This window comes from Roseateles chitinivorans, assembly GCF_050632145.1.
In the GTDB taxonomy this organism is placed as follows: Bacteria; Pseudomonadota; Gammaproteobacteria; order Burkholderiales; family Burkholderiaceae_C; genus Roseateles; species Roseateles chitinivorans_B.
The window spans coordinates 3,185,992-3,199,441 of record NZ_CP192577.1 but is presented as its reverse complement, the minus strand read 5'-3'; the positions used below and the strand labels follow the sequence as shown (position 1 = coordinate 3,199,441).

9 protein-coding genes and 1 pseudogene are annotated in these 13,450 nt (G+C 69.9%); 7 read left to right on the top strand and 3 right to left on the bottom strand.

Annotation, left to right across the window (positions count from 1 at the left end):
* Nucleotides 1-51 precede the first annotated feature (51 nt).
* Nucleotides 52-632, bottom strand: a pseudogene (locus ACQ86G_RS14755) (DUF6891 domain-containing protein).
* A 135-nt stretch (nucleotides 633-767) separates the two neighbouring features.
* Here ACQ86G_RS14755 and ACQ86G_RS14750 point away from each other — a divergent pair.
* Together ACQ86G_RS14750 and ACQ86G_RS14745 are read left to right on the top strand one after the other, a co-directional pair.
* On the top strand, nucleotides 768-1,691 hold the full coding sequence (locus ACQ86G_RS14750; RefSeq protein ID WP_431261228.1) for a M14 family metallopeptidase: 924 nt from the start codon (nucleotides 768-770) through the stop codon (nucleotides 1,689-1,691).
* A gap of 112 nt (nucleotides 1,692-1,803) precedes the next feature.
* Entirely contained in the window at nucleotides 1,804-2,298 is a 495-nt protein-coding gene (locus tag ACQ86G_RS14745) for a DUF1579 domain-containing protein (RefSeq protein WP_431261227.1), read from the top strand.
* 45 nt (nucleotides 2,299-2,343) lie between these two features.
* Here ACQ86G_RS14745 and ACQ86G_RS14740 read toward each other — a convergent pair whose 3' ends face one another.
* Entirely contained in the window at nucleotides 2,344-4,509 is a 2,166-nt protein-coding gene (locus ACQ86G_RS14740; protein WP_431261226.1) for an FAD-dependent oxidoreductase, read from the bottom strand.
* A gap of 112 nt (nucleotides 4,510-4,621) precedes the next feature.
* Between ACQ86G_RS14740 and ACQ86G_RS14735 the strand changes: the two genes are divergently transcribed.
* Nucleotides 4,622-5,449: a peptide MFS transporter gene (locus tag ACQ86G_RS14735; protein WP_431261225.1), complete on the top strand. Its 828-nt coding sequence runs from the start codon at nucleotides 4,622-4,624 to the stop codon at nucleotides 5,447-5,449.
* Nucleotides 5,419-6,075, top strand: coding sequence for a hypothetical protein (locus ACQ86G_RS14730; RefSeq protein ID WP_431261224.1), 657 nt, complete (start codon nucleotides 5,419-5,421; stop codon nucleotides 6,073-6,075). The genes ACQ86G_RS14735 and ACQ86G_RS14730 overlap by 31 nt, the downstream gene beginning before the upstream one ends.
* A 7-nt stretch (nucleotides 6,076-6,082) precedes the next feature.
* On the opposite strand, the gene ACQ86G_RS14725 is transcribed toward ACQ86G_RS14730, so the two are convergent.
* A complete protein-coding gene (locus ACQ86G_RS14725) occupies nucleotides 6,083-6,808 on the bottom strand; it encodes a helix-turn-helix domain-containing protein (protein WP_431261223.1) in 726 nt (241 codons plus the stop codon).
* 222 nt (nucleotides 6,809-7,030) lie between these two features.
* Here ACQ86G_RS14725 and ACQ86G_RS14720 point away from each other — a divergent pair, with 222 nt between their 5' ends.
* The 3 genes from ACQ86G_RS14720 (at nucleotide 7,031) to ACQ86G_RS14710 (ending at nucleotide 13,430) form a co-directional block, all read left to right on the top strand.
* Nucleotides 7,031-9,313 carry a TonB-dependent receptor gene (locus ACQ86G_RS14720; RefSeq protein WP_431261222.1) on the top strand — a complete coding sequence of 761 codons (2,283 nt, stop codon included), beginning with the start codon at nucleotides 7,031-7,033 and terminating at the stop codon, nucleotides 9,311-9,313.
* 10 nt (nucleotides 9,314-9,323) lie between these two features.
* Entirely contained in the window at nucleotides 9,324-11,321 is a 1,998-nt protein-coding gene (locus ACQ86G_RS14715; RefSeq protein ID WP_431261221.1) for a serine hydrolase domain-containing protein, read from the top strand.
* Nucleotides 11,322-11,390: 69 nt separating this feature from the next.
* The gene (locus ACQ86G_RS14710; protein WP_431261220.1) at nucleotides 11,391-13,430 is read left to right on the top strand and encodes a serine hydrolase; all 2,040 of its coding nucleotides are present in this window, start codon (nucleotides 11,391-11,393) and stop codon (nucleotides 13,428-13,430) included.
* Nucleotides 13,431-13,450 lie beyond the last annotated feature (20 nt).

Below are 13,450 nucleotides of genomic sequence, written 5' to 3'. Positions count from 1 at the left end.
CAGCTCCTGGTTGAATCCGTTCCAAAGTCGAGGGCGCACTGCGCCGCTCCGCTAGCGGCGCTTCCAATCGAACCCGGGGATGAAGATCCGGGTCTTGAAGGTCCCGCCCCATTCCACGCGGAAGCCCGCGCCCTTCAACAGCTCAACGGCCCGTTCGCCCACCTTGACGCCTTCCGTGTCATCGTCCCCGTCGATGGAGCCGAAGGCAAGGAACAGGCCCTGCCCGTGCACGGCACGTTCCAGGTCTTGCCCATGGAAGAAGCAGTAGCCGTGGAAGGCGTCGGGATCGTCCGCCTCCGCGCGCGCCTCGACGATGTCATCCCAGCCGTCGGTCTGCGTATAGCCGGCGTTCTGGAGCGCGATCACCCCTCGGCGGTCAGCGCATCGAACACGGCGTCCAGCCGATCGCAGTCGGTCACCGCCGGCCAGCTCGCCTGGTCCAGGCTGCGCGCATGGAGCGCCGCATCGACCGCGGCCTCGATCGCGGCTTCGGTCGCCTCTTCCTGGCCGTCCTCGATGAGTTCGTCCTCCTGCATCCGCTCCAGCGTGTCCGCGATGATGTCCGGGCGATCGGCGAAGCCGCCCCGAACGTCGACGTCGATGCTGTACAGCACGTCCGGATCCAACTCCATGCATCGCTCCCGATGGCGGCGCGCACCATTGCGCTTCCTGCCGGGCAGCATAGACGAAGGTCGTGAATCGGAGACACTGGCGATCCCATGTCACCTCTGCCTTCGGTGACAACGAATCCCTGATCCGGAGCACGCATGACCGCCACGCACTTCTATCCGATCGGCACACCCGGCGTCCCGTGGGGCGACGCGGAACGCATCGCCTGGCGCGAGCGTCAGGTCGTGTCGCGGCGTTATCAGGACGACGTCGTCACGCGCGTCGAGGCCCTGGCCGGCCGCTTCGAGATCGTGCGCTACGGGCAACTGACGTACGGCGCCGATGCCTATCCGCTGCTCGCGCTGAAGAGCCGCGCGTGGGACGCGTCGCGCCCGGTGGCGCTGGTCACCGGCGGCGTGCACGGGTACGAGACCAGCGGCGTGCTGGGCGCGCTGCGCTTCGCCGAGGAACACGCCGAAGCCTTCAGCGATCGCGTGAACGTGATCGTCGTGCCTTGCGTGAGCCCGTGGGCCTACGAGCGCATCTGCCGCTGGAACTACCACGCGGTCGATCCCAATCGGAACTTCGGTGCGCGCCGCGAGGCCGCGGAGTCGTCGGCGGTCATCGAACTGCTGGCGCCCTACGCGGGCCAGTTCCTGCTGCACATCGACCTGCACGAAACGACGGACACCGACATCACGGAGTTCCGTCTGGCCCTGGCGGCGCGCGACGGCAAGCCGCTGGAAGCCGAGGAAGTGCCCGACGGCTTCTACCTGGTCGGCGACAGCGAGACGACCCGACTCGACTTCCAGGAAGCCATCATCCAGGCGGTGGAAAAGGTCACCCACATCGCGCCGCCGGACGCGGACGGCCACATCATCGGCGCGCCCTTGAGCGCACGTGGTGTCATCGAGTTCCCCGTGCGCAACTCGGGCCTGTGCGCGTGCGTGACGCGGGCGCCGTTCACGACGACCACCGAGGCGTATCCCGACAGTCCGCGCACGAATCCGGAGGAATGCATCGAGGCGCAGGTCGTGGCCGTGCGCGCGGCGCTGGACTTCGCCCTCACGCACCAGCCCTGACGGCTGGCCGCTCGCGCCGTCACCAGGCGCCGCGCGGCGCCGGGTCTGCTGCCAGAACTGGACGAGCCCGCGCAGAAACTTGGCCGGTCGATCACCAGACCCGAGGCCTCCCATGCACACGCCCGCACATCCTGGCGCCGATGACTTCGATTTCGAATTCGGCACCTACGCCATCCATCACCGCCGGCTCAACCGTCGCCTGAGCGGCTGCGAGGACTGGACCACGTTCGAAGGCCGCTGCACCACGCGGCCCATCCTCGGCGGCCTCGGCAACCTCGAGGACAACACGCTGGACCTGCCCGACGGCCGCTATCGCGCGGTGGCGCTGCGCTCCTTCGATCCGGCGAGCGGGCTGTGGGCGATCTGGTGGCTCGACGGGCGTGCACCGCATGCGCTGGACGTGCCGGTGAAGGGCCGCTTCGACGGTCCGATCGGGCTGTTCTTCGCCGACGACGTGCTGGATGGGCGAGACATCAAGGTCCGCTTCACCTGGGACAGGCGCAACCTGGACGAGCCCCGCTGGGAGCAGGCGTTCTCCGCCGACGGCGGGACCACGTGGGAGACCAACTGGGTGATGCGGTTCACACGGGTGGCGGACGCGACCTGAGGTGCCCGACGCCTCCGGGCCGCCGTGCGCCCGCGCGCGGCACGCCTATCCCCACACCGTCACCGGGCAATCCACCTTCCCCTCGCCGTAGCGCACGCCCGGCACGACGTCCTGCACCAGGATCGTCGGCCCGTCGAGGTCGACGATGTCGCACAGCTGGCCGACCAGCATCGCCGGCGCCATCGCCAGGCTGGTGCCGCCCATGTTGCCGACCATCACGCCCAGCTTGAGCACCCGCGCGCGGTGCGCCATCAGCAGCGCCTCGGTCAGCCCGCCGCACTTGTCGAGCTTGATGTTGAGCACGTCGAAACGCCCCGGCAGCGCCTCGAGCTCGTCCAGCGTCAGGCAGCTCTCGTCCGCTGCCGTCGGCATCGGGAAATCGACGAGCGCCATGTCGGCCTCGCGACCGCGCGCGAACGGCTGCTCGACGAGGCTGACGTCGCAGGCGACCAGCACCGGCAACAACGCCTCGATCGTGGTCGGCGTGAAGCCCTGGTTGGCGTCGACGCTGAGCCACACGTCCGGCCGCGCGCCGCGCACCGCGCGCACCCGCGCGATGTCGGCATCCGTGTCGCCGGTGAGCTTCAGCTTGAGCGCCCGCATGTCGCGCAGCGCAGGCGCCCTCGTCGCCATCGCGCCCGGTTCATCGGCGCCCAGCGTGATCGTCGTGGTCAGCGGGCGCGGCTCGGTGAGTCCGGCCAGTTGCCACACGGCTCTGCCGGCACGCCGGGCTTCGAGCTCCCACAGCGCGCAGTCGACCGCGTTGCGCGCGCCGCCCGGCGGCATCAGACGTCGCAGCGCCTCGCGGCCGATGCCGCCTTCGATCGCGTCGCGCACCGCCTCGATCTGGGCCGGCATGTCCGCCGGACGGTCGTTCAGGTAGTAGACGCCGGCGGCCTCGCCGCGCCCCTCATCCGGGCCGTCCCGCAGGACGACGCGCATCGCAGGCATCTCGGTGAAGCGGTAGCCGGAGATGACGAAAGGCTCGCGCAGCACGAGCTGCTCGACATGGGTGGACAGTTGGAAGCGGGGCATGAGGTCAGGCACTGGACGGGGAGGGTCAGGCGTTGCGGAAACGCCGGGGGAAAGGTCTCGGGCGTGGACGCCCGCGGCGGCGATGTCTGCGGGCAGGTCCTCGCCGAGCGCGAGCGCCGCGGCGGCGCGGCCCAGCGCGGGCGCGGTCTGGATGCCGTAGCCGCCCTGCCCCGCGCACCAGAAGAAGCCGGGCGCCGTCGGATCCATGCCCACCACCGGCGTACGGTCGGGACTGAACACGCGCAGCCCCGCCCAGCGGTGCCGCACGCGCGCCACGCGCTGCCCGCTGAGCGTCTCGAAGCGGTCGACGGCGATGGCCACGTCCAGTTCCTCGGGCTGCGCGTCGCAGGGCGGGCTCGGCGTCTCGTCCGCCGGGGAGATCAGCAGCAGGCCGGCGTCGGGCTTGAAATAGTGGCTCTCGTCGATGGCGATGACCGCCGGCCAGTCCGCCGCTTCGGCGGCGGCGACACCCGCCGGTACGTCGATCAGCGCGGCGGTCCGCCGCAACGGCTGCAACGACAGCGGCGCGACGCCGGCCAGTTGCGCCACCGCATCCGCCCAGGCGCCGGCGGCATTGATCACCAGCGGTGCGCGCACGCTGAAGCTGTCGGTGCGGGCGAGCCAGCCCTTCCTCTCGCGCACCAGCTCACGCAGCGGCGCGCCGAGATGCAGCCGCACCCCGCCCGCCCGCGCCTGCCGCAGGAAGCCTTGATGCAGCGCGTCGACATCGATGTCCGCGGACGTGTCGTCGAGCAAGGCGCCCTCGATCACGTCGCGCCGCAGGATCGCAAGGCGCCGGATCACTTCGTCCGCATCCAGGCGCCGCGTGTGCGTCCGCACGTCCTCGTCCGTGGCGAAACGGTCGGCGATCGCCTGCTGACCGGTGCCGATCAGGTAGAGCGTGTCCCGCGTGCGCAGCAGCGGCACCTCGGCGAAGCCGGCCGTCGGCCGGTCGAAGAACGGCCGGCTCGCCCGCGTCAGCGCACGGACCGGCGCATTCCCGTAGAGCGCCGAGTACAGCGCCGCGGAACGGCCGGTGGTGTGATACCCGGCATGCGCCTCCGCTTCGAGCACGGCCACCGTCAGGTGCGGCGCCAGGTTCGCCGCGATCGACGCCCCGGCGATGCCGGCCCCGATCACCAGGCAATCCACGCTGCGGGCGGTCGTCTCACTCATGGTTTTAGCTACTTTCCAAATTGGAAAATAACTCTACCATCCAGACAACTCGATGCACAACCTCGTTTGACACGGGAAGACCCGCAGAACTTCCGCCGGAGGGACCGCGACGATGAGCGCCACCATGACCACCCCCAGCACCGTCCGCAGCACAACACCCGACAACGCCGGCGACACCGGCGCCGCCCCCTCCACAAGGGGCTCTCGCGCCACGTGGTTCGGCCAGCCGCGCGGGCTCACCGTGCTGTTCCTGACCGAGATGTGGGAGCGCTTCTCCTTCTACGGGATGAGCGCGCTGCTGGTCTATTACATGACCAAGCAGCTGCACTTCACGCAGGCCGACGCCTCGTTGATCTACGGGCTGTACACCGGCGGCGTCTTCCTGACGCCGATCGCCGGCGGGTACCTCGCGGACCGCTGGCTGGGCCGACGCCTCGCGATCGTGATCGGCGGCAGCCTGATGGCGGTGGGGCACTTCGCGCTGAGCTGGGAGGCGATGTTCTACCCGAGCCTGGTGCTGATCGCGCTGGGCAACGGCCTGTTCCTGCCCAACCTGCCGAGCCAGGTCGGCGACCTGTATGCCGAGGACGACCCGCGCCGCGGCGGCGCCTACAACGTCTACTACGTCGGCGTGAACCTCGGCGGCCTGCTTGCGCCGCTGGCGTGCGGCACGCTGGGCGAGGTCTACGGCTGGCACTGGGGCTTCGGCGCCGCGGGTGTCGGCATGTGCGTGGGTCTGGCGATCTATCTGCTGGGCGGACGGCACCTGCCGGTGGACCGGCCGCGCGACGTGTCCGCACGGGCGGCCAACGCCGCCAGTCCCGATGCGGCAGGATCGGCGGGATCGGGGGATCGGCGGACGCATCCGCGGGAGCTGCGAGACGCAGACCCGGCGCCGCCGCGATCGTCGTGCCGCTGCTGCTGGTGGCCCTGTCGGTGATGGTGTTCCGCAGCGCCTACGCGCACAGCGGCAACACGCTGGCGCTGTGGGCGGACACCAGCGTCGACCTGCACGCGTTCGGCTTCGCGATCCCGGTGACCTGGGTGCAGTCGCTCAATCCGCTGTTCGTCTTCCTGTTCACGCCGCTGCTCATCCGCGCCTGGCGGCGCGCCGCCGTCAAGGGCCGCGAACCCGCGCCGGCACGGAAGATGGCGATCGGCGCGGCCGGCGTCGCCGCGGCCTACCTGCTGCTGGCGGCGATGGCCGCGATGTCCGATGGCAAGCCGGTCAGCGGGCTGTTGCTGGTGGTGTTCTTCGCGGTCTACACGGTCGGCGAGCTCTACATCCTGCCCGTCGGGCTGGGCCTGTTCGCGCGGCTCGCGCCGTCGGGCATGGGCGCGACGGTCATCGCCGCGTGGTTCCTCGCGGCCTTCGCGGGCAACCTGCTGTCGGGGGTCGTGGGACGTGCTTGGGAGTGGCTCGGGCCTGCAGGCTTCTTCGTGCTGCTCGCTGCGCTGGCGGCCACGGCCTCGCTGGCGCTGCTCGCGCTGGGCCCCCTGTTGAGGCGGTTGGAGGGGACGCCGGCCCTCAACCCTCCCATCTCCGGCAAGCGGGAGAGGGAGTAAGAAAGCCTCAGCGCTTCGAACCGCGCGACTTTGCAGCCGTCGCTTTCGCGCCTTTTCCCGAGGGTGCCGGCGCCGGCGCCGGCTCCTGCAGACGCTTGGACACATCGATGAAATGCTGGCTGAACCCGTCCGGCGTGCCGCTGCTGCGCGGCGCGCAGGTCGCCAGCACGCGGCAGCGCTCGTCGGACGCCTTCAGGTAGGCGTGCCCCATCTCGCTGTCGAAGTAGATCGAGTCGCCGGTCTTCAGCACCACCGGCGCATACAGCTCGCAGTGGAAGGCGATCTCGCCCTCGAGCACGTACGCGAACTCCTCGCCGGGATGGCGGATGAGGTCGCCGAACTCCGCCTTGAACTCGTCCAGCGTGCGCGCATTGACCTCGGCGATCAGCGGCGTGACGCGCTTGTTCAGCAACTCGGTCGCGAGGTAGAGCTGCTGGTAGCTCTCGGTCACGACCTGCTGCCCTTCCCCGGCGCGCTCGACGATGCGACGACCGCCACCACCCGGCGCGGCGCGCGAGCCGGGCACGTCGGCCAGCAGTTCCGCCATGTCCACGCCCAGGCCCTTGCTCAGCAGCATCAGCTTGTCGTAGGACAGGGACATGTTGCCCTTTTCCAGTTTGGAAAGCGTCGACACCGCCAGGCCGGTCCGCCCGCTCACGTCGCTGAGCGTCAGGCCCAGACGGCGTCGCACGCTGCGGATGTGGTCACCAGGAAGGTTCGAGTCGATGGCCATGGTCGAGGGGAGCAAACAGTGAAGCGATCTTAGCAAGGCGGCCCCCGCGGACCACCGCGATCACCCTGAGTTGAAGCTTTGCGCCATAGCATCTAAGGTTTCCACCAATGTGAAAGCTTTTTCCAAATTGGAAACTTGTGGCTCAACTTCGCCCGCCTCGCCAGGAGTCCACCGAATGAACGCCTCCCCCGTTCCCGCCGCCTAGCGCCTTCCGCACGGCGCATGCGCCCCACGCGTCGATTCGCCTTCGCGCCGCTGCTGCTGCCCTGCCTCGCCGCGCTGCACGCCATGCCGGCGTGGAGCCAGGCGGCCGCGCCCGCGACGCAGCCAGCGCCCGCGGCATCGGCGGCATCGGCGGCATCGGCGGCATCGGCGGCGCCCTCCGGCGTCGTCGAGAAGGACGGCGACCGCGCGGCGGCCAAGGCCGAGAAGCTGGAGGTCGTGACCGTCACCGCGACGCGCCGCCGTGAGCCGCTGCGGGACGTGCCGCTGCGCGTCGAGACCATCAGCACCGAAGGCCTGGAGCGCTCCGGCGCCGGCTCGCTGGTGGATTACGTGGGCAGCCTCCCTGGCGTGGACGTCAGCAGCGACGGCGGTCCCGGCCGCGGCCAGGTCAGCATCCGCGGCATCAACGTGGGCAGCGCGGGCACGGCGACGGTCGGCACCTATGTCGACGAGGTGGCCTACGGCTCCAGCACCGCCTTCGGCGGCGCGGCGGTGGCGGCACTCGACATGTCGCTGCTGGACCTGCATCACATCGAGCTGCTGCGCGGCCCGCAGGGCACGCTCTACGGCGCGGGCGCGATGGGCGGCCTGCTCAAGTACGTCACCAACGAACCCGACACGCTGGAGTTCTCCGGCAAGGTCGGCTTCGGCGTGCGCGGCATCAAGGGCGGCGCGCTCGGCCACACGGAGAACGCGGTGGTGAACGTGCCGCTGAGCGCCGGCGTCGCCGCCCTGCGCGTCGCCGCCTTCAACGACCACGACGGCGGCTACATCAAGGCCTCCGGCCTGGCGCCCGGCAAGCATGTCAACGACGGCGACACGCGCGGCGGACGGGTCTCGCTGCTGCTGGAGCCGATGTCGAAGATGAAGGTCCGCCTCTCCGCGGTCGACCAGAAGATCGAGCGCGACGGCACCGGCGTGGTCCAGTACGACGTCGCGACCGGCAAGCCCCTCCACGGCGACCTGACCCACGACCTGTCGATCTCCGAGCCCTACAGCATCCGCACACGGCTGCTGTCGGCGGACGTCGACTACGACTTCGGCTGGGCGCGCCTGAACGCGATCGTGTCGAGCCAGCGCTTCAACGGCGACACGCTGCTGGACGCCACCGAGATCCTCGGCGGCGGCGCCTTCGACTTCGTGCAGCTGGACAACCGCACCAAGCTGCGCAAGGAAACGCAGGAGCTGCGCCTGACGTCGGCGCGCGGCACCGTGGAATGGCTGGTCGGTCTGTATCACAACAAGGAACGCAACAACTACAACCAGCGCCTGTGGGGCCTGCCCACCGGCGCCGACGCGGACATGGAACTCGTGCGCGTGGGCCAGCCCGCGAGCTACGAGGAGAACGCCGTCTACGGCGACGTGACCTGGAACCCGACCTCGGCGCTCTCCTTCACGCTGGGGGCCCGCGTGGCCCGCAACAAGCAGGCTTACGAGACGTTCACCAACGAGGTCCCGGATTTCCCCGAGCCGGCCACCTCCAAGGACCGGTCCAACACCTACCTGCTGACGGGTCGCTATTCGCTCGACAAGCAGAGCAGCGTGTACGTCCGCGCCGCCAGCGGCTACCGCCCGGGCGGTCCCAACCCGCAGGCGATCGACGAGAACGGCCAGGTCATCCCCGGCGCGCCGACCTCCTTCGAGGCCGACACGCTCTGGAGCTACGAGGCCGGCTACAAGGCCGACCTGCTGGACCGGCGCCTGTCGCTGGAGGTCGCGCTCTTCGACATCCGCTGGAGCAAGCTGCAGCAGCCGCTCGCCTTCGGCGCGACGACGGTGATGGGCAACGCCGGCAAGGCCGAGGTCAAGGGGCTGGAACTGGCGTCGCGGTATGCGATCAACGACGACTGGCGCCTGGAAGGCAGCCTGGCCTGGACCGACGGCAAGCTCAAGGAAGACGCGCCGGCCCTCGGTCCCTCGGGCGCGAGGCTGCCGAACTCGGCCAAGCTGTCCGTGTCGCTGGGCGCGCGCTACAACTTCGCGCTGGCCGGCAAGCCGTCCTACGCCAGCCTGCAGGTGCGGCACGTCGGCAAGCGCAACGCGGGCTACGACAGCGACACCACCTCCATCCCCAACTTCGTGATGCCGGCCTACACGCTGGTCGACGCGCAATGGGGCATGGACTTCGGCGCCTGGCAGCTGTCGGCCTTCGTCCGCAACCTGACCGACAAGCGCGCGATCCTCGGCGCCGACACCGCGCTCACCGCCTTCGGCGGCCCGCTGCGCGCGACGCCGGCGCAACCGCGCACGATCGGCGCCTCGGTCAACTACAACTTCTGAACGCCGCCCCATGAAGCCAATGACCTTGCGCCTCTGCGCGCTGATACTGGCCGCGTTCGGCGCCGTGCCGAACGCCTCCGCGCAGACGCCGACCACCACGCCCAAGTCGGCGCCGATCGCGCCGATCACCGCGACCGCGCCGGCTTCTGCCGCGTCTGCGGCGACATCGCCCGCCGCCGCCAGAGCCGCCGCACAGCCGATGACGCTGGCCGACACGCAGGCCTGGCTGGACGGCCTGATGCCCGCCGCGCTGAAGATGGCGCAGGTGCCCGGCGCCGTCGTCGTGATCGTGAAGGACGGCCAGCCGCTCATCCAGAAAGGCTATGGCTACGCCGACTGGGACCGGCGCGTGCCCGTCGATGCGGAGCGCACCCTCTTCCGACCGGGCTCCGTGTCCAAGCTGTTCACGTGGACGGCGGTGATGCAGCTGGTCGAGCAGGGCCAGCTCAACCTGGACGCCGACCTCAACCAGTACCTCGACTTCAAGATCCCGCCGTTCAACGGCAAGGCGATGACGCTGCGCCACGTGCTCACGCACACGACCGGGTTCGAGGAGACGGCGCGCGACCTGATCACCTACACCGGCAAGTCGCCCGACCTGGCGAAGGTGCTGAAGGACTACATCCCGCCCGCGCTCTATGAGCCGGGCGCGCGGCCGGGCTACTCGAACTACGCGACGGCGCTGGCCGGCTACATCGTGCAGCGCGTCAGCGGCCTGCCCTTCGACGACTACGTCGAGCAGAAGATCTTCGCGCCGCTGGGCATGCGGCACGCGAGCTTCCGTCAGCCGCTGCCGCCGGCACTCGCGCCGCTGATGTCGCAGGGCTACGAGAAGCAGGGCGAGCCCGGCAAGGGCTTCGAGATCGTCAGCCTGGCACCGGCCGGCAGCCTGTCGGCGACGGGCGCAGACATGGGCCGCTTCATGCAGGCCTTCCTGCAGCAGGGGCAGCTGGGTGAATCGCGCCTCCTCAAGCCGGAGACCGTGAAGCAGATGCATGGCCAGCTGACGAAGCCGATGTCGGAGCTGCTCGGCATCGGCCTGGGCTTCTACCAGCACGACATCAACGGCCATCGCGTCGTCGGCCACGGCGGCGACACCATCCTCTTCCACACCGACCTGCTGCTGTTCGTGGACGACGGCATCGGGCTGTACATCTCGGTGAACTCGCCGGGCAAGGACGGCCAGGGCAAGTGGCTGCGGGACACGGTACTGGAGTCCTTCGCCGACCGCTACCTGCCGGACACCCGCCCCGCGACGCCTCGGGTGGTCGACGACGCGACCGCGAAGCAGCATGCGCAGCAACTCGCCGGCGCCTACCAGAGCACCCGCCGCGAGGACTCGACCTTCTTCTCGCTCCTGCCACTGCTCAGCCCGTTGAAGGTGCAGGCGCTGGACGATGGCCGCGTCGCGCTGGAGCTGGCCGGCTCGCGCAGCGTGTTCCGCGAGGTCAAGCCCTACCTGTGGGAAGAGGAGCACGGCAAGCGCCGCCTGCAAGCCATCGTCGAGAACGGACGCGTGGCGCGCTGGGGCCTGGAGCCCTACGTCTTCGCCTTCGTCTTCGAGCCGGTGCCGGCGCTGTCGAGCGGTCCGGCGCTGCTGCTGGCCGGGCTCTCGCTGGTGACGATGCTGCTCACGGCGCTGCTGTGGCCGGTCGCCGCGGTGCTTCGACGCAAGCACGGCGTCGCGGCGCCGGGCCGGTCGTTGCTGGCGGTGCGTGTCGCCAGCGTGCTGGTGCTGCTGGCGGTGGCGCTGTGGGCGATGGTGTTCACGCGCCTCGAGGGCGACGGGGATCTGAGCGTCGTCCTGCCCCTCGCGCAAGGCCTGACCCTGGTCGCGTTCATCGGCGGATTGCTGGTGTCGCTGTGGCAGGCGCGGCTCGCCTTCAAGGGCGGCGCGGCCGTCGGCAAGGCGGCGAAGGCGCTCGCCGTGATCTGGGTGCTGGCCTTCGCGGTCCTCATCATGATCGGCGCCGCCCACCACCTGATGAGTTTCAACCAGAACTTCTGAACCCGAGGCTCCCGGGATGGAGTCGAGGCGCGCCCACAAGGCGCGCCTGTTTCGCTTGAAGGATGCTCGATGAACCCGATCAACCCGATGAAGAGGGCCGGACTCGCCGGCCTGGTGACCTTGGCGCTGGCGATGTCCGCGGCGTCGCTGTCTCATTCGCAACCCAGCGGGCAGCCCGCGGCGATCCCGCCTGAGAAGCCGCTCGCGCCCAAGGTCACCGCCACGCCGGAGCCGCCAGCGCCCTCCGCTTCGGCACCTCACGCCGCCGTGGCGCTGACCGCCGCCGACCTCGAAGCGTGGCTGGACGGTCGCGTGGCCTACTCGCTCGAAGCCGGCGACATCGCCGGCGCGGTCGTGTCCGTGGTGAAGGACGGCCAGGTCCTGTTCCAGAAGGGCTACGGCTACGCCGACGTCAAGGCCAAGGTGCCGATGAGCGCCGAGACCTCGATGGTCCGTCCCGGCTCGACGTCCAAGCTGTTCACCTGGACGGCGGTGATGCAGCAGGTCCAGGCGGGCAAGCTGAATCTGGATCGCGACGTCAACGACTACCTCGACTTCAAGATCCCGCAGACCTTCGGCAAGCCGGTCACGCTGCGGCATCTGATGAACCACACGGCCGGGTTCGAGGAAGGCCTGAAGGACCTGCTCGCCTACGACCCGAAGCTCGCGCCTTCCAACGAGGACTACCTCAAGCAGCACCCGCGCCCGATGCTGTTCGCGCCGGGCCAGGCGCCGGGCTACTCCAACTACGGCGTCGCGCTGGCCGGCTACATCGTGCAGCGCGTCTCCGGCGAGCCCTTCGACACCTACGTCGACCGCCACATCTTCCAGCCGCTGGGCATGCTGCACTCGACGACGGCGCAGCCGCTGCCGGCGAAGTTCGAGCCTTTCGTCGCCAAGGGCTACCGGCAGGCGAGCGATCCGGCGCCCTCCCCGTTCGAGCTCGTCGTCACCGCGCCCGCGGGCAGCGGCAGCGCGACGGCAGCGGACATGGCCCGCTTCATGCTCGCGCATCTGCAACAGGGCAAGTTCAACGGCGTTGAGATCCTGAGCCCCGCCACCACCGCGCTGATGCACAGCCCGTCCGCACAGGCGCGGCCAGGCTTCAACGTGATGGCGCACGGCTTCTTCCGCGAGTTCCGCAACGGCCGCACGCTGCTGGGCCACGGCGGCGACACCATCGTGTTCCATTCCGACCTGAGCCTGCTGCCGGAAGAAGGCGTCGGCATCTTCGTGTCCTTCAACAGTCGCGGGAAGGACTCGGCGGTCTACCTCGCGCGCAAGGCGCTGATGGAAGGTTTCCTGGACCGCTATTTCCCCGGCAAGCCGGTCGTCGACGCGCCGGCGCTGGCGTCGGCGCCCAAGGACGCGCAGCTGATCGCGGGCCGCTACCAGACCTCGCGCCGCGTCGAGCACGGTTTCCTCAGTGCGCTGTACCTGATGAACCAGACGGTGATCGCGGCCAATCCGGACGGCACGATCCTGGCGCCCTCGGGGCCCACCGGCGAGATGGCGACCTTCCGCGAGGTCGCACCGCAGTTGTGGCGCAGGCAGGGCGGCCTGCAGGAGCTCGCGCTGGCCGACGTCGACGGCGTGAAGACGGTGATCGACAGCGAGAACCCCGTCTCCGTCCTGCAGGAGGCGCCGTTCCTGCGCTCCGCGCCGTTGACGCTGAGCATCCTCGGACTGTCGCTGCTGGTGCTGGCCGGCGCGCTCGTCGCCTGGCCGCTGGGGGCGCTGCTGCGCCGCGCGGATCGCGCCACCAGCGGCGCATCGCCCGCGCTGCAGAAGCTGCGTCGCTGGCAGCGCATCGCCGTCGCCGTGGACCTCGTCTACGTGACCGCGTGGCTCGTCCTGATCATGCCGGTGCTCAGCACCGACCTCGCGCTCTACAACGGCGGCAACGACTGGTTGTTCGGCCTGATGCAGCTGAGCGGCGTGTTCGCGGTCGCGGCGGCGCTCGTCGGCGTGTGGGTCGCGTGGAAGCTGTTCCGCGTCGACGCGACGCGCCTGACACGCGTCTGGGGCGTGCTGGTCGCGCTCGCGCTCGCCGGCATCGTCTGGATCGGCGTGGTCGGCCAGTTGATGGCCTTCAACCTCAACTATTGAGCGTTCATGAGCATCAACAA

Bases quoted from the DNA above. Each gene is read 5' to 3' on its own strand.
- ACQ86G_RS14750 (WP_431261228.1), top strand. From the start codon at position 768: ATGACCGCCACGCACTTCTATCCGATCGGCACACCCGGCGTCCCGTGG.
- ACQ86G_RS14745 (WP_431261227.1), top strand. From the start codon at position 1,804: ATGCACACGCCCGCACATCCTGGCGCCGATGACTTCGATTTCGAATTC.
- ACQ86G_RS14740 (WP_431261226.1), bottom strand. From the start codon at position 4,509: ATGAGTGAGACGACCGCCCGCAGCGTGGATTGCCTGGTGATCGGGGCC.
- ACQ86G_RS14735 (WP_431261225.1), top strand. From the start codon at position 4,622: ATGAGCGCCACCATGACCACCCCCAGCACCGTCCGCAGCACAACACCC.
- ACQ86G_RS14725 (WP_431261223.1), bottom strand. From the start codon at position 6,808: ATGGCCATCGACTCGAACCTTCCTGGTGACCACATCCGCAGCGTGCGA.
- ACQ86G_RS14720 (WP_431261222.1), top strand. From the start codon at position 7,031: ATGCGCCCCACGCGTCGATTCGCCTTCGCGCCGCTGCTGCTGCCCTGC.
- ACQ86G_RS14715 (WP_431261221.1), top strand. From the start codon at position 9,324: ATGAAGCCAATGACCTTGCGCCTCTGCGCGCTGATACTGGCCGCGTTC.
- ACQ86G_RS14710 (WP_431261220.1), top strand. From the start codon at position 11,391: ATGAACCCGATCAACCCGATGAAGAGGGCCGGACTCGCCGGCCTGGTG.